Below are 20882 nucleotides of genomic sequence, written 5' to 3'. Positions count from 1 at the left end.
ATCATGCCCGGCTCCACCGGGGTGATCCGAAGGAAACGGCCCGGGCAGGACCGGCAGGTCTCAGTCGAGACGGGGAAGGACCTCGGCGCCGAGTCGTCGTACGTTCTCCTCCGTCGCGGCGAGATCACCGGAGCCCTCCGTCAGGAGGGCGAAGCGCGTGATGCCCGTCCGTGCCGACGTGGCCGCCAGCCGGTCCGCCGCCACCTCCGGGGTACCCACCGGGTGCAGGTCGCAGAGCAGTTCCGTGTAGGCGACCGGATCCCGCATCGCGCGCCCCCGACCGTCGACCGTCACATGTGCGTCGAGGCCCTGCTTGAGCCAGCCCGGCATCGCCTTCAGCAGGGTCTCGCGTGCATCCGCCGCACGGTCCGCGATCTGGCACACCCCGGCCGAGACGTGTCCCGCGCCGGCCACGAACTCGCGCGAGTGGCCCGCCGCCAGCGCCGTGCTGCGCCACAGGGCGACCATTTCGGCCTTGCTGTCGTCCCCGCAGTGCATCCCGAGCAGCATCGGCAGCCCCCGCTCCGCGGCCATCCGTACCGACGCCGGCGAGGTGCAGGCCACGATGATCTCGGGCCCGGCCGCGTCCCCGTCCAGGGCCTCCGACGGCCGCGGTACGACGGCCACCTCGCGGAATCCGTACCGCTCGCCGGCGGCCCCCACGCGGGCCTCGGTCAGCCAGCGCCGCAGCAGGTCCAGGCCCTCCGGGAAGCCGTTCTCGTAACTGTCCAGGCCACCCCCGAACACCTCCAGGTCGACCCACGGCCCGCCCCGTCCCACCCCGAGGGTGAACCGGCCGCCCGAGGTCATGTGCAGCAGGGCCGCCTGCTCCCCGAGCGCCACCGGGTGCGTGCTGGGCAGCACGCTCACCGCCGTGCCCACCCGCAGCCGCCGGGTCCGGCCCAGCAGCAGGGCCGCCAGGGTCACCGCCGACGGGCAGACCCCGTACGGGACGAAGTGGTGCTCGGCGAGCCAGACCGAGTCGAGCCCGGCCTCCTCGGCCACCTCGGCGGTCCGCACCGCCCGGTGCAGTGCCTCGCCCTGTCCCTGACCCGGGAACTGGGCCGCCAGTACAAACGCTCCTACGCGCATCGCCTTTAGCCTCCTCGCGGCTGACGCGGCCTCCCCCAGGTGGACCGGTTCTTCCTATGGCAACAACGTCTGACACGTGCCAAAGGCACGGGCTGACACGAAAGTTATTGGGATTGTCGGGCCATTCCTCTTCGCGGGCCGGCCTTCATCAGCCACCCTGCGGGTACCCGGGCTCGCTGCGCGTAGTCTGGGAGAAAGTCACTGCCGTCCGCCCATCCGTGAGGTATACGTGTCACCGCGCAACAACCGCCCCAGGGGCGGCGAGACTCCGGACGAACGCCCCAGCACCGGCCTCGACCGCTACGGGCTGGAGCGCACGGAGGAGTACCAGGGCGAGGACTGGAAGGTCCGGCACGTGGCCGGCGCGAGCGCGGCGGGCAAGCGCTACCGCTGCCCCGGATGCGACCAGGAGATCCCCTCCGGCACCCCGCACCTGGTGGCCTGGCCCGAGTACGGCGGCGTGGACGACCGGCGGCACTGGCACAAGGCCTGCTGGAACGCGAAGGACCGCCGCACCACGAAGGTGCAGCGGTCCCGCAACGCGCCGAAGTACTAGCCGAAGACCCGGCCGGAGTCTTTGCCGGATTACTAGACGTCCCGGCGGCCGACGACCGCGTACGAGCCGGCCACCGCGGCGCCCGTGACCAGCACGATCAGCATCAGGTGCGAGAGGTTGCTCGGCGACGGGCCGAGGTCGCCGCCTTCCTGCAGGCCGAACAGCTGCATCATCGCCACCGGTACGTTGTACTTCAGGATGAGCCGGCCGAGGGGCTCGACGGCCGGCCACATGCTGAGCATGCCCCCGATCACCGGCGGCAGCGTGACCAGGCCCAGCATCAGGGCGATCGCCCCGGCCGAGTGCCGCACCAGTGCGCCGATCGCGAGCGCGAGCACGCCGAGCAGGGTGACGTAGCCACAGCCGAGCAGCGCCCCGAGCCACTCGCCGGCCGCGTGCGGGCCGGACGCGGTGCCGCCGCGCGCGACCGCCGCGGTGACGCCGACCACGAAGACCGACAGCGTGGTGGTGACGAAGGCCGTCATGCTGAAGACGAGGTACTTCGCGGTGAGCACCCGGTACCGGTCCGGGGCGGCCGTGAAGGTGGTCCGCACCAGCCCGGTGCCGTGCTCCGAGCTGATGGTCAGCACGCCGAGGACGATCACCGCGAGCTGGCCGACCAGCAGGCCGATCAGGGCGGGCGTGGTGAAGTTGATCTGCGCGAAGTCCTCGTCCGCGGTCTGTCCGACGACGGTCAGGCCGATGCCGACCACGGTCAGCACGAGCGAGCCCAGCGTCCACAGGGTGGAGCGGAGCGAGACCAGCTTGGTCCACTCCGAGGCCAGGGCGTGCCCCAGGTGCGGCCGCGGCGTGGCCAGGGGGGAGCTGTAGCTCCCGGGCTGCTCCGCCGTCGTGGTCGTCGGGGTCATCGGGTGTCCTCGGGGGTGTTCGGGGAGGTGTTCCCGGACGCGCTCGCCAGCTCGCCGGGGTTGCTCGGCATCAGGAAGGGCTGCCCGCCCGCCCCGGGCGGCGGGGGAGCGTAGAAGCCCGTCCGCGGGACCTCGGGGGCGGCCTCCGCCTCGTCCTCCCAGGCCGGGAGGGAGAGCGGCTCCGGCTCCCACAGCTCGGCCCGCGGGTCCTCGGTGGAGGTGTACTCGACCGAGGACTGGGTCATCCGCATGTACGCCTCCTCCAGCGAGGCCCGGTGCGGTGACAGCTCCCACAGCCGTACGCCGGCCCCGTGCGCGAGGTCCGAGATCTGCGGCAGCTCCAGACCCGTCACGCGCAGTGCTCCGTCGGGCTCCTGGAGGACCCGGCCGCCCGCCCTGGTGAGAGCCGTACCCAGCGTCTCCCGGCCATCGCGATCGGTGTCGGCCGCGCGCACCCGAGCGAATCCGGCCGAGTTGTGCGCGATGAACTCCTGGGTGCCCATGTCGGCCAGCAGGCGGCCCCGGCCGATCACGATGAGGTGGTCGGCGGTCAGGGCCATCTCGCTCATCAGGTGCGAGGAGACGAGGACGGTGCGGCCCTCGGAGGCGAGGCGGCGCATGAGGTTGCGGACCCAGAGGATGCCCTCGGGGTCGAGACCGTTGACCGGCTCGTCGAACAGCAGTACCTGCGGGTCGCCGAGCAGAGCGGTGGCGATGCCGAGCCGCTGGCCCATGCCGAGCGAGAAGCCCTTCGTACGCTGCCGGGCGGCGTCCTGGAGGCCGACCACGGCCAGCACCTCGTCCACCCGCTTCTCCGGGATCCCGGAGAGCTGGGCGATGGAGAGCAGGTGGGCGCGGGCCCGGCGGCCGCCGTGCACGGCCTTGGCGTCGAGCAGCGCCCCGACGTGCCGCTGGGCGTTCGGCAGCTCCCGGAAGGGCCGGCCGTTGATCGTGACGTGGCCGGATGTGGGCCGGTCCAGGCCCACTATCATGCGCATGGTGGTCGACTTGCCGGAGCCGTTGGGCCCCAGGAATCCGGTGACGTGACCCGGCTTGACCTGGAAGGACAGCTGGTCGACGGCGGTCTTCGCGCCGTAGCGCTTGGTCAGGCCGACTGCCTCGATCATCTTGCTGCCCCTTACCAGGCCGGGACGACTTTCGCCCGCGTAAGGGTTAAGAGGATAACGAGCTTCCTACGGTTCCGTCCCCGCCCGGATCCCTGAAGCGCCCCTGAGGCCGACCCGGGCATCACCCGTAGTACTTCAGGCGGGCGCCGGACCTCAGGCGTCCTTCTTCTTGAGGACGAGGTAGCCCCCGAGTACGGCGGCGAGCGTCCACAGGGTCATGATCCCGAGGCCGCCCCAGGGTCCGTAGGGCGTGTCCGGGGAGTCCATCCCGTTCGGCACCACCTGCATGATCTTCGATCCGGCCTGGTTGGGCAGGTACATGCCCACCTTCCGGGTCGCCTCGGCGATGGACAGGATGGCCGGGAGCACCAGGATGAAGGGGATCAGGAGGCACATGGACAGGACCGAGCTGCGCAGCAGCGCGGTCACCCCCATCGAGAGCAGGGCGAGCAGGGCCATGTAGAGGCCGGCGCCGACCACCGCGCGCAGCACGTTCTCCTCACCGATCCCGATACTGCGGTCGCCGAGCAGTGCCTGACCGAGGAAGAAGGAGAGGAAGCTGGTGAGGAGGCCGACCACCAGGGCCAGGGCGGTCGCCACCGTGAGCTTGCCGAGCAGGAAGTACTCCCGGCGGGGCACGGCGGCCAGCGAGGTGCGGATCATGCCGGTGCTGTACTCGGTACCGACCACCAGCGCCCCGAAGACGATCATCGCCAGCTGGCCGAGGGTCATCCCGGCGAAACTCGCCTGGGTGGGGTCGAAGGTGGCCTGCTGGGCCGGGGGCATGTCCTGGAAGCTCGCGCTGATGAAGGCGCAGATCGCGGCGCTGACGCCGACGGTGACCACCAGGGAGACGATCAGGGTCCAGCTGGTGGAGGCGACCGTACGGATCTTGGTCCACTCGGACTGCAGGACGGCGGTGAGGGCCATGCTCACTCACCGGCCTTGCGCGTCGCCCCGTAGCCGGCGCCCCAGGCGGGAACGTCGGCCGGCCGGGCGGGACGGTCCGCGGCCGTGCCGGGCGGTACCGGGGTGCCGGGTGCCCCCGGCGCGTGGGCGTGGTACTCGACCGAGTCCGCGGTCATGCGCATGAACGCCTCCTCCAGTGAGGCCCGCTGCGGGCTGAGCTCGTGCAGCACGATCCGGTGCTGAGCGGCCAGCTCGCCGAGCTGCTCCGCACTCACGCCGTCGATCTCCAGGGCGCCGGTCGCGGGAACGCTGACGACGTTGATCCCGGCTTCGTGCAGGACGTCCTTCAGCCGCTCCTGCTGCGGTGAGCGCAGCCGCACGTAGCTGCGCGAGTTCTGCTGGATGAAATCGGCCATCGGCAGGTCGGCCAGCAGCCTTCCCTGGCCGATCACGACCAAATGGTCTGCGGTCAGTGCCATTTCGCTCATCAGATGGGAGGAGACGAAGATCGTCCTTCCCTCGGCGGCCAGGCTCTTCATCAGATTGCGGATCCAGAGAATTCCCTCGGGATCCAGACCATTGACCGGCTCGTCGAACATCAAGATTTCCGGATCGCCCAGCAATGCGGAGGCGATTCCCAGCCGTTGGCTCATTCCGAGCGAAAATCCTTTGGACTTCTTCGTCGCCACGGAGGTCAGACCGACCAGATCCAGCACCTCGTCGACCCGCTGCCGCGGGATGCGGTTCGACTGGGCCAGGCAGAGAAGGTTGTTGTATGCACTTCGGCCACCGTGCATCGCCTTCGCGTCCAGCAGCGCCCCGATGTGCTTCAGCGGCTCCGGCAGCTCCCGGTAGTGCTTCCCGTAGACCCGGACCGTACCGCTGGTCGGGTTGTCGAGGTCGAGCACCATGCGCATGGTCGTGGACTTGCCCGCCCCGTTCGGGCCGAGGAAGCCGGTCACCGCGCCCGGTCTGACCTGGAAGCTGAGGTTGTCCACGGCGGTCGTCGTACCGAATCGCTTGGTGAGGCCCTCAAGCTCGATCATGCGGCCACGCTAGAACGCCCGAGGGCCCTACGCCACCTCACAAGGTGACATAGGGCCCTCGATCGGGCAAACGGGGAGCGCTGCGCCCCACCCGTGGGTGATCAGCGGCTCTGCTGCGCCGGGACGCCGCGGGTGACGGGCTCGTCGTCCACGATCGGGGTGGCCGCCGCGACGGCCGCACCGGTGAGCGTCGCCAGCATCTCGCGGACGTTGGTCAGCTGCGCGTTGATCGAGTCGCGGCGGTTGGTGAGCGCCGCCAGCTCGCGCTCGGACTCGCTGCGGATCCGGTCCGCCTTGGCGTTGGCGTCGGCCACGATGTCCTCGGCCTGGCGCTGCGCGGTCTCCACGGTCTGGCGGGCCCGGCGCTCGGCGTCCGTACGCAGCTTCTCGGCCTCCAGGCGCAGCTGCTCGGCGCGGTGCTCGATCTCCGCGAGACGCTTCTCGGCCTTGGCCTGGCGGGAGGCCAGGTCGCGCTCGGACTGCTCACGGCGCTTGGCCAGGTTGGTCTCGAAGTCCGCGGCGGCCTGGGCGGCCTTGGCGCGGGTCTCCTCGAACAGCGCGTCGGCCTCCTCGCGCTTGGAGGCGGCGTCCTTCTGGGCCTCGGAGCGCAGGGTCGATGCGTCGCCCTTGGCCTTCTCGACGATGCGGACGCCCTCGTCCTCCGCCTTCGACTTGCGGTCGGCGGCGAACGACTCGGCGTCGTTGCGCACCTGCTGGGCGGCCGACTCGGCGAGCTCGCGGTGCTGCTCGGCCGCGCGACGGGCCTCCTCGCGCAGGTCCTTCGCCTCCTCCTCGGCCAGCCGCAGGATCTTCTCGACCCGGGCGCCGAGACCGGCGTACGACGGCTCGGCGTCGTTCACCTGGGCCTGGGCGTTCTGCGTCTCGAGGTGCAACTCCTCGATCCGCTTTTCCAGAGAGTTGATACGTCCAAGGGCGCTGTCGCGGTCGGAGACCAGCTTGGTAATGCGGTCGTCCACCTGACCACGGTCGTAACCACGCCGCACGAGCTCGAAGCCGAAGGGGGAGGAAGTGTCGCTCATGGGGTTCCTGTCGAATGAGACCGATGAGGTGCTACGTGAGGTGTTAGGGGAATCCTAGGCGCCCAGACGGCGTGTCATCGAGTCAATCCGCGTTTGATCTGGACAATGACACCCCTTTTGAGTGGCAAGACAGCAGAACGCTTGTCACTCGTTCGCCTGAACCTTCATCAGGTGCACACATCGTTGGGCATTTGGCTACCCCTCCGACGCCTTGCCACCCGAACGAGTGGAACCTGCTGTCGCTCCGGCCTTCACGCCCCCCGCGCCCTGCCCGCCGACCGTCGGCTTTCCGCCGCCCGAAGGCGCCTCGAATGATTCCAACGCCTCAAGAACGTCCTGGACACGGGAGATCTCCGCCTGAATGTCCTCACGGCGGCGCACCAGGACCTCCAGCTCGCGGCGGCCCTCGTCGACGAGCTGCTCGGCCTCCGCCTTGGCCTGCGCGAGCGCGCTCTCGGCCTCCCGGGCCAGCTCCGCCTTCTTCTGCTCGGCCTCCTTGAGCAGCGCCTCCGCCTTGCGGACCGCGGCGATGCGCACCTTGCTCGCCTCGCTGCTCGCGTCCGACACCAGCTCCTTGGCCTTCGCCTCGGCCTCGACGCTCTGCTCGGTCGCCGCGCGCACCAGCTTGTCCACACGCTCGCCGGCCGACTTCATCTGCTCGGCCGACTCCCGGCGGGCCCGCTCGTGCAGCTCCTCGACCTCGCCCTCGACGCGGCCGCGCAGCTCCTCCGCCCGCTCCCTTATGGCCGCCGCGTCCGTGCGCGCGCCCACCAGCAGCTCGTCCGCGTCCGTACGGGCCTTCTCCACCAGGGAGTTGCCCTCGACGGTCGCCTCGGAGGTGATCCGCACGGCCTCCTTGCGGGCCGCGTCGACCATCGCGTCGGCCTGCTCCTCGGCCGCCGTGGTGGCGGCGAGAGCCTGCTTCTGCGCGTCGGTCGTGAGCTTCTCGGCTTCCGCCGAGGCCTCGGTGATGAGCCGGTCGACCTGCTCCGCGGCCTCGCTGCGGCGCTTGTTGGCCGCCTCGCGGGCCTCGTCCAGCAGCCGCTCGGACTCCGCACGGGCCTCGCTGCGGATGCGCTCCGCCTCGGAGGCCGCCTGCGCCTTGACCCGCTCGGACTCCGACCGGGTGCGGGTCGCGTGCTCCTGCGCCGAGGACAGCGCCTCGGACGCGTCCGCGCGCAGCCGCTCGGCCTCGGTGGCCGCCTCGCCGACCTTCCGTTCGTTGTCCTTGCGGGTCTGCTCGGTGAGCTTCTCCGTCTCGGACACGGCCTCCGTGACGAGCCGGTCCGCCTGCTCGGCCGCCTCGGTGCGCAGCCGGTTCGCCTCGGCGCGCGCCTCGTCCAGCGTCTGCTCGGCATCGCGCTCGGCGCCCGCCAGGGTCTCGTTCGCCGCGACCGTGACCCGGTCCGCCTCCGCGGTGGCCTCGCCGATGATCCGGCCGCCCTCCGCACGGGCGTCGTCCAGCTCCCGGGCCGCCTCGGCGCGCAGCCGGTCGGCCTCCGCCGCGGCCTCGCCGACCGTGGCCTCATTGGCCACGCGGGTCTCGTCGATCAGCCGGTCGCCCTCGGCACGCGAGTCGACCATGATCCGTGCGGCGTCGCGCTCGGCGCTCGCCAGGGTCTCGGCCGCCTGCGCCTTGAGCCGGGTCGCCGCGGTGGTGAGCCGCTCGGCCTCCGCCGCCGCCTCGCCGACCGTCGCCGCGTTCGCCGCCCGGGTCTCCTCGGTGAGCCGGTCTGCCTCCGCCGAGGCCTCGGTGATGAGCCGGTCGATCTGCTCCGCGGCCTCGGTGCGCAGCCGGTTCGCCTCGGACCGCGCCTCGTCCAGGGTGTTCGCGGCCTCGGTGCGGGTGGCCTCGGCGGCCTCGGCCGCCTCGGCGGTGATCCGCGCGGCCTCCGCCTCGGCGTCCGCGACCGTGGCCGCGTTCGCCGCGAGGGTCTCCTCGGTGATCCGCTCGGCCTCCGCGGCCGCCTCGGCCGTGATCCGGGCGCCCTCGGTACGGGCGGCCTCCAGGGCCTCCGCCGCCTCGCCGCGGATTCGGTTCGCGTCGTCCCGGGCGTCGGCCCGGGTCCGGGCGGCGTCCCGCTCGGAGGCGGCCAGCGCGTCCGTGGCCTCCGTACGCACCCGCTGCGCGTACTCGGCGGTGTCGCTGCGCAGCTGCTCCGCCTCGGCGATGGCCTCGCCGACCGTCCGCTCCGCCAGCGCCTTCGCCGCGTCCGTCTCGGCCCGCGCCTCGCTGCGGATCCGGTTGGCGTCCTCGGTGGCCCGCTCCCGCTCCGCGTAGGCGTCGGAACGGACCCGGCCGGCCTCTTCCTCGGCCTCCGACTTCGTACGCTCCGCCGCGTGCTCGGCGGCGTTGCGCAGCCCGGCGATCTCCTCCTCGGCCTGCTCGTGCAGCCCGGCCACGGAGTCCCGTACCTGCTGGGCGGTGGTCTCCGCCGCCGACACGACCTCCGACGCGCGCCGCTCGGCCTCCTCGGTCAGCCAGACCGCCTCGGCCTGTGCCTCCTCGGAGCGCTTGCGGGCCTGAGCCAGCAGTTCCTCGCTCTGCTCGCGGGCCTGGGCCCGCTCGCTGTCCGCGTCGGTCCGCGCCGACGCCAGGGTCTCCTCGGACTCCCGGCGGCGCCGGGCGGCCTCCTCCTGGGCGGCGGCCAGCGCCTCCGCGGCCTCCGCGGCGACCCGCTCGGCGGCGGCCTTCGCCTCCGCGCGCAGCCGGTCCGCGGTCTCCTGAGCCTCGGAGCGCACCCGCTCCGCCTCGGCCTCGGCCTCACCGCGCAGCCGCACGGCGGACTGCTCGGCCTCCGCGCGGACCCGGCCGGCGTCCTGGGCCGCGTCGGTGCGCAGCTGGTCGGCCTCGGCCTCCGACTGCGTCTGGAGGGTACGGATCCGCTCCGCCGACTCGGCGCGCAGCCGGTCGTTCTCCTCCGTGGTCTCCCGGCGGATGTTCTCCGCGGCGGCGCGGGCGTCGCGCAGCGTCTGCTCGGCCGTCGTCAGCCGGCCCTCGGCCTCGGTGTGCAGCCGTACGAGCTCCTCGTCGGCCTCCGCGCGCTTGGCGGCCAGCGCCTGCTCGGTCTCCTCGCGCCGGGCCAGGGCCGCCGCGTCCGCCTCGGCCCGTACGCTCTCGGCGCCTTCCTCGGCCTCGGCGCGCAGCCGCTCGGCCTCGGCGCGGGTCCGCTCCAGGGTCTCCTCGGCCTGCTTGCGCAGGGTGCCGGCCCGCTCCACGGCCTCGGCGCGCACCCGCTCGCTCTCGGCGGTCGCCCCGCCGCGCAGCTCGTCCGCGTCCGCCTTGGCCTTGCCGAGCAGCTCCTCGGCGGTCCGGGCCGCCTCCTCGATCTGCTGGACGGCCTCGCGGCGGGCCTCGCCGCGGATCCGCTCGCCCTCGGCGACGGCCTCGGCGCGCAGCTGCTCGGCCTCGCCGCGCAGCCGCCGGGCCTCCTCCTGGAGCTCGACCGTGCGGGCCCGGTACTCCTCGGTGTCGTCCTTCGCGGCGCCCTTGAGCTCGTCGGCCGTGGTCGCCGCCTGCAGGCGCAGCCGGTCGGCCTCGGTCTCGGCCTCGCGGCGGATCCGCTCGGCCTCCTCGGACGCGGCCCGGGTGGTGGCCCGGGCGTCCTCCGAGGCCTTGTTCAATACGTCCTCGGCCGTACGGGCGGCCTTCGCCAGCTGGGCCGCCATGTCCTCGGCCGCGGCCGTACGGGCACTGTCGCCGGCCTCGCGGCGCAGCCGCTCCGCCTCCGCACGGGCGTCGGCGAGGGCCTGCTCGGCCTCGGCCTTGAGGACCTCGGCCTCCTTGGTGGCCTCGCCGACCAGCCGGGCGACCTGCTCCTTGGCGGTGCGGGTGCGCTGCTCGTTGACGGATTCCGCCGACGCCAGCTGCCGGGTGGAGCTCTCCTTGGCCTCCGCGAGGAGCTTCTCGGCCTCGGCGCGCGCCTCGCGCAGCGCGGAGTCCGCCTCCTGCGCACGGGATTCGGCCAGCCGGCCGAGGTCCAGGGTCTGCTGCCGGGTGTGCTCGGCCTCGGCGGAGCTGGTGGAGCGCAGCCGCTCCGCGTGCTCGCTGGCCTCCTGGGCCTGCGAGGAGGCGGCGGTCAGCAGCCGCTCCGCCTCCTTGCGGGCACGCAGCAGGGTGGCCTCGGCCTCCCCGCGGGCGGCCTCGGCGTCCGCGGCCATCCGGCGCCGGGTCTCCTCGGCGACCCGGGCGGCTTCCGCGCGGGCGGCGTTCAGGGACTGCTCGGCCTCGGCGCGGGACTCCTCCATGAGCCGGCGCGCCTGGGCCTCCGTACGGGCGCGCAACTGCTCGGCCCAGGCCACGTTCTCGTTGACGTGGGCCTCGACGGTCTGGCGCCGCTCGCCCAGCTCCTGATCCAGGCGCTGGCGGCGGTTGACGGCCTCGGCGTGCAGCTCGGCCTGCAGGCGCGCCTGGTGCTCGGCGTGCTCCTGGAGGATGCGCTGGGTCTGCGCCCGGGCGTCGCGCAGCTCGCGCTCGGCGTCCGAGCGCATCTGGTCGGCCTGGATCTGGGCATTGCGAAGCAGCTGCTCCGCCTGGTACCCCATGTCCGCGCCGTCGTAGGCGGGGCGGGACGCCAGTGCGCGCCGTACCTCGTGAAGCTTGGCGCGCAGCACCTCGACCTGGTATCCCAGGTCCTCAGCGTGCTGGACGGCCTTCCCGCGCTCCTTCTTCAGCCGCTCCATCTCGGCCTCGAAGCGCGAGAGATGGTCGGCCTCGGCCTGATGGCTCTCCTGGCTTTCGTAGCCCCGCACAGCGCGGTCCCATCCGTCCCCTGGTCGCAAGCTCACTCCCAAATGAGCATCGCTCGCCCGCTGAACGACGCCCCCGGGGGAATGGTGTCAGATACCGGGGCAGGGGTCACAGGCCCCGACCCCGTCTCCGCACCGAACCCCGGCCGAGCCATGGCCACTCTACCGGCCGGGGAATCGGGCCATCAGTGGTCCATCAGTGCTCGGGGTTCGAGGTGACCAGTTCGGTGAGGACGCCGTGGCAGTCCTTGGGGTGCAGGAAGGTGATCGAGGAGCCCATGGAACCCGTGCGGGGCTGGTCGTAGAGGACCCGGACACCCTTGCCGCGGATGGCCTCCGAGTCCCCCTGGACGTCCTCGGTGCCGAAGGCGATGTGGTGGACCCCCTCGCCGTTCTTCGCCAGCCACTTGCCCACGGCGGAGTCCTCGCGGGTGGGTTCCAGGAGCTGGAGGTAGGAGGCGCCGCCGTCGGAGGTTTCGTTGATCTTCAACATGGCCTCGCGGACACCCTGCTCCTCGTTGACCTCGGAGTGGAACACCTCGAAGCCGTACGTGGCACGGTAGAACTCGACAGTCTTGTCCAGGTCGAAGCAGGCGATCCCGATGTGGTCGATTCTTGTCAGCATGGTGACAGTGCACTCCTGAAGGGGGTGGTCACGCAACGTGCGCGCGATCACACCGGCAGCCCGGTGACCGCTGCGGTACCGCCCAGTACATTCACGTAAACCCTCGTTCACTCCTCATCCAAGGGGCTGTGCCTCATGTCCGGATCGAACAACACCACTTCTGTGATCGTCGCCGGGGCCCGCACGCCCATGGGGCGGCTGCTCGGCTCGCTGAAGTCCTTCTCGGGTGCCGACCTCGGCGGTTTCGCCATCAAGTCCGCGCTGGACCGGGCCGGGATCTCCGGCGACCAGGTGCAGTACGTGATCATGGGCCAGGTGCTGCAGGCCGGCGCGGGCCAGATCCCCGCCCGCCAGGCGGCGGTCAAGGCCGGCATTCCGATGAACGTGCCCGCCCTCACGATCAACAAGGTGTGCCTCTCGGGCCTGGACGCGATCGCGCTGGCGGACCAGCTGATCCGCGCCGGGGAGTTCGACATCGTGGTCGCGGGCGGTCAGGAGTCCATGACCAACGCCCCGCACCTGCTGCCCAAGTCCCGCGAGGGCTTCAAGTACGGCGCCATCGAGATGCTGGACGCGATGGCCTACGACGGCCTCACCGACGCCTTCGAGAACATCGCGATGGGCGAGTCCACCGAGAAGCACAACACCCGCCTGGGCATCGAGCGCGCCCCGCAGGACGAGTTCGCCGCCGCCTCGCACCAGCGGGCCGCGGCCGCGCAGAAGAACGGCGTCTTCGAGGCCGAGATCGTCCCCGTGGAGATCCCGCAGCGCAAGGGCGAGCCGGTCGTCTTCTCCTCGGACGAGGGCATCCGTCCCGAGACCACCGTGGAGTCCCTCGGCAAGCTGCGTCCGGCCTTCGCCAAGGACGGCACGATCACCGCCGGCACCTCCTCCCAGATCAGCGACGGCGCGGCCGCCGTGGTCGTGATGAGCAAGGCGAAGGCGGAGGAGCTCGGCCTGGAGTGGATCGCCGAGATCGGCGCCCACGGCAACGTGGCCGGTCCCGACAATTCCCTCCAGTCGCAGCCGTCGAACGCGATCCTGCACGCGCTGAAGAAGGAGGGCCTGCAGGTCTCCGACCTGGACCTCATCGAGATCAACGAGGCCTTCGCGGCGGTCGCCGTGCAGTCAATGAAGGACCTCGGCGTGACCCCGGAAAAGGTGAACGTCAACGGTGGCGCCATCGCCCTGGGCCACCCGATCGGCATGTCCGGAGCCCGTGTGGTGCTGCACCTGGCGCTGGAGCTCAAGCGCCGCGGCGGCGGCGTCGGCGCGGCCGCCCTGTGCGGTGGCGGCGGCCAGGGCGACGCGCTGATCGTCCGCGTCGCCAAGTAGGCGGCGCCAGGCCGCCGGGCCCCGCTACGGGGACCGGCGGCCCGCACGTACCCGTACGAGAACCGAGGAGCGCAGCAGTATGACGGCGGTGGACGTCCCCCAGCTGGTGGCCCAGGCCCGTGAGGGCCGGCCGAGAGCGGTGGCCCGGCTGATCTCGCTGGTCGAGGGGGCGTCCCCGCAGCTGCGCGAGGTGATGGCCGCGCTGGCGCCGCTCACGGGCGGGGCGTACGTGGTGGGTCTGACGGGATCGCCGGGTGTCGGCAAGTCGACCTCGACCTCGGCGCTCGTGTCCGCGTACCGCAAGGCCGGCAAGCGGGTCGGCGTCCTCGCCGTCGACCCCTCCTCGCCCTTCTCGGGCGGGGCGCTGCTCGGCGACCGGGTGCGGATGTCGGACCACGCCTCGGACCCGGGGGTCTACATCCGCTCCATGGCCACCCGGGGCCACCTGGGAGGGCTCGCCTGGGCCGCCCCGCAGGCGATCCGGGTGCTGGACGCGGCCGGCTGCGAGGTGATCCTGGTCGAGACGGTCGGGGTCGGGCAGTCGGAGGTGGAGATCGCCTCCCAGGCCGACACCTCGGTGGTGCTGCTGGCGCCCGGCATGGGCGACGGGATCCAGGCGGCCAAGGCGGGCATCCTGGAGATCGGCGACGTGTACGTGGTCAACAAGGCGGACCGGGACGGCGCGGACGCGACCGCCCGGGAGCTGAACCACATGCTGGGCCTCGGCGAGGCGCGGGGCCGGGACGACTGGCGGCCGCCGATCGTGAAGACGGTCGCGGCCCGCGGCCAGGGCATCGACGAGCTGGTCGAGGCGCTGGAGAAGCACCGGGCGTGGATGGACGAGCGCGGGGTGCTGGCGCAGCGCCGGGCCGCCCGGGCGGCCCGGGAGGTCGAGACGATCGCCGTGACGGCGCTGCGGGCGCGGATGGCGGATCTGCACGGCGACGCGCACCTGGACGCGCTGGCCGCCCGGGTGGCCGTGGGCGAGCTGGACCCGTACGCGGCGGCGGACGCGCTGCTGGCGACGCTGACGGAGGCCTAGGCCCAGGCTCAGGCCCCGGGCCTGGCCCGGCCCCGGTGGGACGCGTGCGGCGTCCCTGCCGGGGCCGGGCCGGGGGCGTCAGTTGTTCTGGTCGGAGTCGGAGTCCGAATCGGAGTTCGAGTCGGTCTGTGCGGTGACCTTGCCGGTCGTGGCGTCCACGGAGCCGTCCCACGTCGTGCCGTCGGAGCCGCGCACCTCGACGTGCCAGGACGCGGCCTTGCCGTTGTCGTCGTCGGAGTCCCATTCGACGGTCCAGGCCGTGCCCGGGTGGGCCGCCACGGCGGCCTTGGCGGCCTGCTCCGCGGTGACCTTGGCGGCGAGCAGGGCCTTGTGTTCGCTCGGGTTCTGGCCGGTGTCCACGTTCTCGCGGGTGACCTTGCCCGTGGCGGCGTCGACCTCCAGCTCGGCGTGGGCCTTGCCGTCCTTGGTGATCACGTCCACGTGCCAGACGTTGCCGTCCCGGTCGAGGGACTCGACGACGCCCGGGTAGTTCTTGAGGGCGGCGGCGATGGCCTGCTCGGCCGTGACATCGGCCCGGGCGGCGACCGCGGGGGCGGTTCCGGCCGTGTCGGCGGACGCCGCGGCACCGGTGGCGACGGGTCCCGCGACCAGCAGGGCCACGGACGCGGCTGCGGAGACGAACACGTTGCGCTTCATGGGCTGGACCTCCTCAGGCCGGCCCGACGGGCACGGGGCCGGCAGCGAGCGTTCCCAGCCATTGTCGGGCCGATCACCGGCCGGGGCGCGACGAGCCCGCGCGCCCCGGCCGGTGCGGCCTCAGACCTTGCCGCGGTTGGCGCGCAGGTGCTCGGCCACCGGGGCCAGTGAGGAGCGCAGGGCCGCCAGGGCCTCCGGCGGCAGCAGGTCGATGAAGTGCTGGCGGACGGACGCCACGTGGTGCGGGGCGACCCGTCGCATCGTCTCCATGCCCTCGTCCGTGAGCACCGCGTACAGGCCCCGGCGGTCGGACTCGCAGTTCACCCGGCGCACCAGACCCGCCGTCTCCATGCGGGTGATCTGGTGCGACAGCCGGCTCTTGGACTGCAGCGTGGCGGTCGCCAGGTCGCTCATCCGCATCCGGTGGTCCTGCGACTCCGAGAGGTTCACGAGGATCTCGTAGTCGTTGTTGGTGAGTCCGAAGGGCTGGAGATCCTTTTCCAGCTGGTGCATCAGCAGTCTGCTGACGTCCAGGTGGGTGCGCCAGGCGCACTGCTCGGCGTCGGTCAGCCAGCGCGTGGCCGTCTCGGTCTCCATGGTCTCCATGAATGAACTCTACCTAAAAAGTTGAATTACGTACAAAAATCCGAGGTCTGGTGGATCACAGTCCGAGTCGGCGCTGGAGATCACCCAGCTGTCCCGGCATCCGCGGCACGCCCAGCTGCCCCATCGGGCCCTGACCGGCCCCCGGAACGCCCTGTGCGTTGCCCGTGGCCGCATTGGCGCCGACCGCGCCGATCGCCTGCTCCGCCATCAGCATCTCCGACGACTGCAGCAGCACCGTGCCGGCACCGACGAACTCGAACTGGTGCTCCTCGCCCGAGCTGCCCCCGATGCCGGTCAGCGAGCGCAGTCCGCCCATCACGCCCGTCATGTAGCCGTGGTCGTAGTGGTGGCACGGCGAGGGGCAGTCCGCCCAGCCGACCAGCGCCTGCGGGTCCACGCGCAGCGGCGGCTCCATGAACACCACCGGTCCGTTGGACGCCGCCACGAACTTCCCGGTTCCGATCAGGGTCAGGAAACCCGGCACGATCGACTGCTTCAGGGCGAGCGAGGGCTGGTACGCGAGCAGGTTGCCCGAACGGATCGTCAGGTTGCCTTTGTCCAGGTCGTACGAGTTCACGTCGAAGGCCCGGTCGGCCAGCAGCATCTTGCCCGAGCCCTCGGCCACCACCCAGTCACTGGCGTGCAGCGGCGAGTGGAAGCTGGTGCGCAGCAGGCGGTCGAAGCGTCCGTTGCCGATGCCGTTGAACTCGATGTGCCCGTAGTACGAGATCATCTTGCCCTTCTGCAGGAACCACTGGCTCCCCTTGAGCTCCACGCAGAAGGTGTATGCGTTCACGTTGTCGTCGGAGGGCAGCGTGTACGGGTCGTGGACCGTCGGGCCGCCCGGTCCGCCGGTCACAGGGCCAAAATTCACAGCTTCTCCTCGGAGGCCTGTACGTACACCGCGCCCTGGCCGGACAGCTCCAGCTGGAACGCCTCGCCCGAGCCGCGGCCCACCATGTCCCGCCAGCCGAGGGCGGTGGAGAGCTTGTTGCGTACGTCGCCGTGGTGGGCGACGTACGCCTGCGGGTCCACGTGGATCGGGCGCTGGGGGGTGATCGGCAGCTCGATGACCCCGCCGTGGGCCATCACGGCGACGGATCCGTGGCCCTTGAGGGTGGTGGTGAAGAGGCCCTGACCGGTCACCTGACCGCGGACCATGCCCATGACCCCGCCCTGGGAGCCCATGAACATCGTGCCCTGCTGGAGGGTGCCGTCGAAGGCGAGCAGCCGGTCGGCCTCGACGTAGAGGGTCTCGCCGGACAGGTTGATGACCTGGATGTGGTGACCGCCGTGGCCGAACATCACGGTGCCGCTGCCCTCGACCGCCATCAGCGGGGTCTGCTCGTTCGCCACCCGGCGCCCGATCATGCCCATGACCCCGCCCTGACCGCCCGTCAGGCTCGGGGTGAAGGAGACCTCGCCGCGGTACGCGAGCATCGCGCCGCGCTGGCTGTACATCTTCTGCCCCGGGACGACCTGGGCCTCGACCATCTTCGAGTTGATCTCGCGGAACGGCATCAGATGTCGCCCCCGACGGTGTTGCGCTCGCTGGGCTGCACGTAGACCAGGCCCTCGCCCTCGAAGCGGATCTGGAACGCCTCGCCGGAGCCCTCGCCGATGAGTGTGCGGAAGTTCACACCGGACTGGAAGGACTGCTGGAGGTTGCCCGTGTGCGCGATGTACGCGCCGGGGTCGACGGAGAGCGGGTACTGGGCGCTCACGCGCAGCACCACGGCCGGGCCGTCGGACATGATCGCGGCCTGGCCCGATCCCTCGACGGTCGTGGTGAACAGGCCGTTGCCCGTCGTCGCGCCGCGCAGGCCGGTGAAGGTGGTGCCGGTGCGCAGACCGGCGTCGGTGCACAGCAGGTTGCTGGACTCGACGTAGAGCTTCTCGCCCTGCAGGTTGACCAGATTGATCTCACTTGCGCGGTCGGCGAAGAAGCACGTGCCGTGCCCCTGCACCTCCATCACCGTCATCTGTTCGCCGGTCAGCCGGCGGGTCACCATGCCGCGGAGGCCTTCGCCACCGCCGGTCATCTTCTTGAAGGCCATCTGCCCGTCGTACGCGACCATGGAGCCGTTCTTCGCTTTCACGGCATCCCCGGTCAGGTCGACGGCCAGCACCTTGCTGCCTTGGAGTCGGAACTGAGCCACGGGAAGACGTTATCGGCAGCGGGCGACCCGGAACAGGGCCCTGTGGCCGATATATGCCACACCCGGGAGATAAGGGGGCGATGTCGTCGCGGTGTCGGCCCCCGCCGGGGGCGCCGACGGGGGAGGGGTCGGGTCAAGATCCCGTAAAGCGGCTGAGACACTGGGAGGGACCCTGGCCTCCACCCCGAAGGTTCCACGTGGACATCAAGACCGCCTCCGCCCTGCACCGGCTTCGCCTCGTCTCCGTTCCCGAGGCGCTGTCGTTCCCGGCCCTGCTGATCTTCGGTTCTCTGCTGAGCCGGGTCTCGGACATCGACTACCTGCTGATGCCGCTGGGTTTCCTGCACGCGATCCTGTTCATGGTCTACGGGGTGCTGCTGCTGGACGTCTGGTACAAGGCGAAGTGGCCGTTCAAGAAGGTCCTGTTCTTCTTCGTCCTCTCCGTGGTGCCCCTGGGCGGCCTGTACGGCGACAAGCTGCTCAAGCGGGAAGAGGCGGACAGCGTGGTGGCGGCCCGCGTCGCGCGCGAGGCGGCCCAGGCATGATCGTCGCGTTCTCGGTGACCCCGCTGGGGGTCGGCGAAGAGGTCGGCGAGTACGTGGCCGACGCGGTCCGGGTGGTCCGCGAGTCCGGGCTGCCGAACCGCACCGACGCCATGTTCACCACGGTCGAAGGACCTTGGGACGAGGTCATGGACGTGGTCCGGCGTGCGGTGGCGGCCGTCGAGGAGCGGGCGCCGCGCGTCTCCTTCATCCTGAAGGCCGACATCCGCCCCGGGGTCCACGACGGGATCACCTCGAAGGTCGAGACGGTCGAGCGGCACCTCGCCGAGGGCTGAGGCCCCCTCACCGGCTCCCGTTCCACCGGTTTTTGCGAAAGCGCCCCCGGCCGCCCGGCCGGGGGCGCTTTCGCATGCCCGAAGCCCGGCCGGAGGGGACTTGAGCGATCGCTCAACTTCTCCTAGGGTGCCGTTTGAGCGATCGCTCAACACGGGAAGCGGGGGGTGGAGATGGGCCTGTACGTCGAGACGCGGATCCGGGCCGGCATGGACGAGCTCTGGGAACGCAGCCAGGACCCGGCGCAGCACCAGCGGTGGGACCTGCGGTTCACCTCCATCGGCTACCTCCCGCGCGCCGAGGGCGAACCCCAGCGGTTCCGGTACGCGACCCGCGTGCTGCCGTTCCTCTCCGTCGACGGAACCGGGATCTCCGCCGGGGAACGCCACCGAGCCGACGGGACCCGGGTCTCCGCCCTGCGGTTCGCCTCGGAGCACCCGCTGTCGCTGCTCGCCGAGGGCAGCGGGTACTGGTGCTACGTCCCCGGCCCCGACGGGATCCGCTTCCTCACCGGCTACGACTACCGCCCGCGCTGGGGCCGCTTCGGCGCCCTCGCCGACCGGCTGGTGTTCCGCCCGCTCATGGGCTGGGCCACCGCCTGGTCCTTCGACCGGCTGCGGCTGTGGTGCGAGCGCGGGACCACCCCGGGCCGCGCCCTCGCCCGCGCCGTCGGGGAGAGCGCCCTGCGCGCACTGCTCTGCACGGCCGCCCTGCTGTACGCGCCGCCGGTGGCCGCCCTGTTCGTCCTGGCCGCCGCCGTACTGCTGCCCCCGCTGCCCGGCACCCCGGCCGCCCGCCGCTGCCTGCGCACCCCGCCCGGCCGCACCCCCGCCCGCGCACCCCGCCTGCTCAGCACCCTGGAGCCGTCATGACCTCCATCTTCCGCACCCACATGGGGGCCGACTTCGACCGTCTGCACCCGCAGATCCAGCGCCGCTTCTCGGTCGGGCTGACGAGCGGCGAGGGCTGCATCGGCCGCGGCACCATGGAGCGGATATGGCACGGCCCGGGCTATGTGAAGCCCTTCCTCCGGCTCGGCGGCCTGCGGAACATCCTGGTGCCGCGCGAGGGCCGCGACGTCCCCTTCGTCATCGAGAACCTCCCCTACCTCGACTCCTTCGGGCGCGAGACCGTCACCTTCGTACGGACCTTCCGGCTGCCCGGCGGACCCCACCGCTTCGACGCCACGATGGTCCACAGCCCCGAGCGCGACTGCGTACTCGACTACCTCGGCACCCACCAGCACCTCGCCAGCGACCTGCACATGAGCGCCGAGCCCGACGGTTCGCTGCTCATCCGCTCCGGTGAACACCGCTTCCGCGAGGGCCCCGTCGACGTCCGCGTCCCCGACCTCATCGGCGGCGACGCCGAGGTCCGCGAGTCCTTCGACGAGGCCACCGGCCGCTTCCGGATCCGGGTCCGCGTGGTCAACCGTCGCTTCGGACCCCTCTTCGGCTACGAGGGCTCCTTCACCGCGGAGTACGTCGACGCCCGCGACCGGTGGGCGACGGGACTCTGCGGCGACCTGCGTCCCGTCCGCGAGGAGGTCCGGGCATGAGCGCCGCCACCAGGGAGAAGCTCCTCGAGGGGGCCCTGCGCACCGTGGCCGAGCAGGGCGTCGCCAAGACCTCCGCCCGCACCATCGCGGCCACCGCCGGGGTGGGCCAGGGCCTGATCTTCTACCACTTCGGTTCCGTGGACGAGCTGCTCGCCGCGGCCTGCCGGTTCGGCGCCGAGCAGCGGGTGGCCCGCTACCGCGAACGGCTCGCCGCCCTGAACAGCCTCGCCGAACTGCTGGAGTTCGCCCGCTCCATGCACGCGGAGGAACGGGCCGCCGGGAACGTGGCCCTGCTCGGGCAGCTGCTGGCCGCCGGGCAGAGCTCGCCCGTCCTCGCCGCCGCCACCGCCGACGGGCTCGGGCTGTGGATCGGGGAGCTGGAGGACGTCCTCACCCGGCTGCTGGCGGCGACCCCGCTGGCCGGGTACGCCGACCCGGCGGGGCTGGCCCGGGCCACGGCCGCCTCCTTCATCGGCATCGAGCTGTACGAGGGGGTGGACCCGCAGGGCGCCGGCAGCGCGCTCGACGCGCTGGAACAGCTCGCCGGGCTGGCCGCTGTGCTGGAGGGCCTCGGCTCCCTGAGCCAGCGCGTGGTCCGGCACGGCCTGCGGCGCGGCACCCGCTGACCCGGCCCGCGCCGCCGGGATCCGGCGCGGGGATCACCCGTACGGCCCTG

21 protein-coding genes are annotated in these 20882 nt (G+C 71.9%); 8 read left to right on the top strand and 13 right to left on the bottom strand.

Annotated features, from left to right (window positions below; translation table 11 throughout):
* Positions 1–60: 60 nt before the first annotated feature.
* Complete coding sequence (locus tag OG373_RS13540) at positions 61–1092, bottom strand: LLM class flavin-dependent oxidoreductase (protein ID WP_405438438.1); 1032 nt, start codon at positions 1090–1092, stop codon at positions 61–63.
* A gap of 229 nt (positions 1093–1321) precedes the next feature.
* Between OG373_RS13540 and OG373_RS13535 the strand changes: the two genes are divergently transcribed.
* On the top strand, positions 1322–1648 hold the full coding sequence (locus OG373_RS13535; protein ID WP_030386925.1) for a hypothetical protein: 327 nt from the start codon (positions 1322–1324) through the stop codon (positions 1646–1648).
* A gap of 32 nt (positions 1649–1680) precedes the next feature.
* On the opposite strand, the gene OG373_RS13530 is transcribed toward OG373_RS13535, so the two are convergent.
* The 7 genes from OG373_RS13530 to mce all read right to left on the bottom strand — a co-directional run bounded on the left by OG373_RS13530 (position 1681) and on the right by mce (position 12013).
* A complete protein-coding gene (locus tag OG373_RS13530; protein ID WP_397729045.1) occupies positions 1681–2517 on the bottom strand; it encodes an ABC transporter permease in 837 nt (278 codons plus the stop codon).
* Positions 2514–3644, bottom strand: a complete 1131-nt coding sequence (locus OG373_RS13525; protein WP_405438436.1) for an ABC transporter ATP-binding protein — start codon at positions 3642–3644, stop codon at positions 2514–2516. The genes OG373_RS13530 and OG373_RS13525 overlap by 4 nt, the downstream gene beginning before the upstream one ends.
* A gap of 153 nt (positions 3645–3797) precedes the next feature.
* On the bottom strand, positions 3798–4574 hold the full coding sequence (locus OG373_RS13520; RefSeq protein WP_405438434.1) for an ABC transporter permease subunit: 777 nt from the start codon (positions 4572–4574) through the stop codon (positions 3798–3800).
* A gap of 2 nt (positions 4575–4576) precedes the next feature.
* Positions 4577–5599, bottom strand: a complete 1023-nt coding sequence (locus OG373_RS13515; protein ID WP_405438432.1) for an ABC transporter ATP-binding protein — start codon at positions 5597–5599, stop codon at positions 4577–4579.
* Positions 5600–5700: 101 nt separating this feature from the next.
* A complete protein-coding gene (locus OG373_RS13510) occupies positions 5701–6639 on the bottom strand; it encodes a cellulose-binding protein (protein ID WP_405438430.1) in 939 nt (312 codons plus the stop codon).
* A 195-nt stretch (positions 6640–6834) separates the two neighbouring features.
* The gene (gene scy / locus OG373_RS13505; protein WP_405438428.1) at positions 6835–11391 is read right to left on the bottom strand and encodes a polarized growth protein Scy; all 4557 of its coding nucleotides are present in this window, start codon (positions 11389–11391) and stop codon (positions 6835–6837) included.
* Positions 11392–11584: 193 nt separating this feature from the next.
* Positions 11585–12013, bottom strand: coding sequence for a methylmalonyl-CoA epimerase (gene mce, locus OG373_RS13500; RefSeq protein ID WP_008738238.1), 429 nt, complete (start codon positions 12011–12013; stop codon positions 11585–11587).
* Positions 12014–12148: 135 nt separating this feature from the next.
* Between mce and OG373_RS13495 the strand changes: the two genes are divergently transcribed.
* Positions 12149–13348 (top strand): acetyl-CoA C-acetyltransferase, encoded by a 1200-nt coding sequence (locus tag OG373_RS13495; protein ID WP_397729040.1) that lies wholly within the window; start codon positions 12149–12151, stop codon positions 13346–13348.
* A 79-nt stretch (positions 13349–13427) separates the two neighbouring features.
* Positions 13428–14390 carry a methylmalonyl Co-A mutase-associated GTPase MeaB gene (gene meaB / locus OG373_RS13490; protein WP_030386916.1) on the top strand — a complete coding sequence of 321 codons (963 nt, stop codon included), beginning with the start codon at positions 13428–13430 and terminating at the stop codon, positions 14388–14390.
* A 78-nt stretch (positions 14391–14468) separates the two neighbouring features.
* On the opposite strand, the gene OG373_RS13485 is transcribed toward meaB, so the two are convergent.
* The 5 genes from OG373_RS13485 to OG373_RS13465 form a co-directional block, all read right to left on the bottom strand.
* Complete coding sequence (locus tag OG373_RS13485) at positions 14469–15047, bottom strand: PepSY domain-containing protein (RefSeq protein ID WP_405438424.1); 579 nt, start codon at positions 15045–15047, stop codon at positions 14469–14471.
* A gap of 120 nt (positions 15048–15167) precedes the next feature.
* Complete coding sequence (locus OG373_RS13480) at positions 15168–15644, bottom strand: MarR family winged helix-turn-helix transcriptional regulator (RefSeq protein WP_189973038.1); 477 nt, start codon at positions 15642–15644, stop codon at positions 15168–15170.
* Between the two features lie 64 nt (positions 15645–15708).
* Entirely contained in the window at positions 15709–16512 is an 804-nt protein-coding gene (locus tag OG373_RS13475) for an AIM24 family protein (RefSeq protein WP_405444041.1), read from the bottom strand.
* Between the two features lie 11 nt (positions 16513–16523).
* Positions 16524–17174, bottom strand: coding sequence for an AIM24 family protein (locus OG373_RS13470; protein ID WP_405438422.1), 651 nt, complete (start codon positions 17172–17174; stop codon positions 16524–16526).
* Entirely contained in the window at positions 17174–17812 is a 639-nt protein-coding gene (locus OG373_RS13465; RefSeq protein ID WP_403628283.1) for an AIM24 family protein, read from the bottom strand. Before OG373_RS13465 ends, OG373_RS13470 begins: the two co-directional genes overlap by 1 nt.
* 197 nt (positions 17813–18009) lie before the next feature.
* On the opposite strand from OG373_RS13465, the gene OG373_RS13460 reads away from it, so the two are divergent.
* The 5 genes from OG373_RS13460 to OG373_RS13440 all read left to right on the top strand — a co-directional run bounded on the left by OG373_RS13460 (position 18010) and on the right by OG373_RS13440 (position 20832).
* Positions 18010–18357: a DUF3817 domain-containing protein gene (locus OG373_RS13460; protein WP_398561764.1), complete on the top strand. Its 348-nt coding sequence runs from the start codon at positions 18010–18012 to the stop codon at positions 18355–18357.
* Positions 18354–18650 (top strand): MTH1187 family thiamine-binding protein, encoded by a 297-nt coding sequence (locus OG373_RS13455; RefSeq protein WP_030386909.1) that lies wholly within the window; start codon positions 18354–18356, stop codon positions 18648–18650. Before OG373_RS13460 ends, OG373_RS13455 begins: the two co-directional genes overlap by 4 nt.
* Positions 18651–18821: 171 nt before the next feature.
* Complete coding sequence (locus OG373_RS13450) at positions 18822–19520, top strand: hypothetical protein (RefSeq protein WP_405444039.1); 699 nt, start codon at positions 18822–18824, stop codon at positions 19518–19520.
* Entirely contained in the window at positions 19517–20206 is a 690-nt protein-coding gene (locus OG373_RS13445) for a DUF4166 domain-containing protein (RefSeq protein ID WP_405438420.1), read from the top strand. Before OG373_RS13450 ends, OG373_RS13445 begins: the two co-directional genes overlap by 4 nt.
* Positions 20203–20832, top strand: coding sequence for a TetR/AcrR family transcriptional regulator (locus OG373_RS13440; RefSeq protein WP_405438418.1), 630 nt, complete (start codon positions 20203–20205; stop codon positions 20830–20832). Before OG373_RS13445 ends, OG373_RS13440 begins: the two co-directional genes overlap by 4 nt.
* Positions 20833–20882 lie beyond the last annotated feature (50 nt).

Source organism: Streptomyces avidinii, assembly GCF_045161815.1.
Classification (GTDB): Bacteria; Actinomycetota; Actinomycetes; order Streptomycetales; family Streptomycetaceae; genus Streptomyces; species Streptomyces avidinii.
This window is presented reverse-complemented; position numbering and strand designations above follow the sequence as displayed.

What these genes read in the sequence shown, in the direction of transcription:
- OG373_RS13440 (WP_405438418.1), top strand. Translation starts at nt 20,203, where the DNA reads ATGAGCGCCGCCACCAGGGAGAAGCTCCTCGAGGGGGCCCTGCGCACC.
- OG373_RS13470 (WP_405438422.1), bottom strand. Translation starts at nt 17,174, where the DNA reads ATGCCGTTCCGCGAGATCAACTCGAAGATGGTCGAGGCCCAGGTCGTC.
- OG373_RS13495 (WP_397729040.1), top strand. Translation starts at nt 12,149, where the DNA reads ATGTCCGGATCGAACAACACCACTTCTGTGATCGTCGCCGGGGCCCGC.
- OG373_RS13540 (WP_405438438.1), bottom strand. Translation starts at nt 1,092, where the DNA reads ATGCGCGTAGGAGCGTTTGTACTGGCGGCCCAGTTCCCGGGTCAGGGA.
- OG373_RS13445 (WP_405438420.1), top strand. Translation starts at nt 19,517, where the DNA reads ATGACCTCCATCTTCCGCACCCACATGGGGGCCGACTTCGACCGTCTG.
- OG373_RS13510 (WP_405438430.1), bottom strand. Translation starts at nt 6,639, where the DNA reads ATGAGCGACACTTCCTCCCCCTTCGGCTTCGAGCTCGTGCGGCGTGGT.
- meaB (WP_030386916.1), top strand. Translation starts at nt 13,428, where the DNA reads ATGACGGCGGTGGACGTCCCCCAGCTGGTGGCCCAGGCCCGTGAGGGC.
- OG373_RS13485 (WP_405438424.1), bottom strand. Translation starts at nt 15,047, where the DNA reads ATGAAGCGCAACGTGTTCGTCTCCGCAGCCGCGTCCGTGGCCCTGCTG.
- OG373_RS13515 (WP_405438432.1), bottom strand. Translation starts at nt 5,599, where the DNA reads ATGATCGAGCTTGAGGGCCTCACCAAGCGATTCGGTACGACGACCGCC.
- OG373_RS13455 (WP_030386909.1), top strand. Translation starts at nt 18,354, where the DNA reads ATGATCGTCGCGTTCTCGGTGACCCCGCTGGGGGTCGGCGAAGAGGTC.
- OG373_RS13530 (WP_397729045.1), bottom strand. Translation starts at nt 2,517, where the DNA reads ATGACCCCGACGACCACGACGGCGGAGCAGCCCGGGAGCTACAGCTCC.
- OG373_RS13525 (WP_405438436.1), bottom strand. Translation starts at nt 3,644, where the DNA reads ATGATCGAGGCAGTCGGCCTGACCAAGCGCTACGGCGCGAAGACCGCC.
- mce (WP_008738238.1), bottom strand. Translation starts at nt 12,013, where the DNA reads ATGCTGACAAGAATCGACCACATCGGGATCGCCTGCTTCGACCTGGAC.
- OG373_RS13480 (WP_189973038.1), bottom strand. Translation starts at nt 15,644, where the DNA reads ATGGAGACCGAGACGGCCACGCGCTGGCTGACCGACGCCGAGCAGTGC.
- OG373_RS13520 (WP_405438434.1), bottom strand. Translation starts at nt 4,574, where the DNA reads ATGGCCCTCACCGCCGTCCTGCAGTCCGAGTGGACCAAGATCCGTACG.
- OG373_RS13450 (WP_405444039.1), top strand. Translation starts at nt 18,822, where the DNA reads ATGGGCCTGTACGTCGAGACGCGGATCCGGGCCGGCATGGACGAGCTC.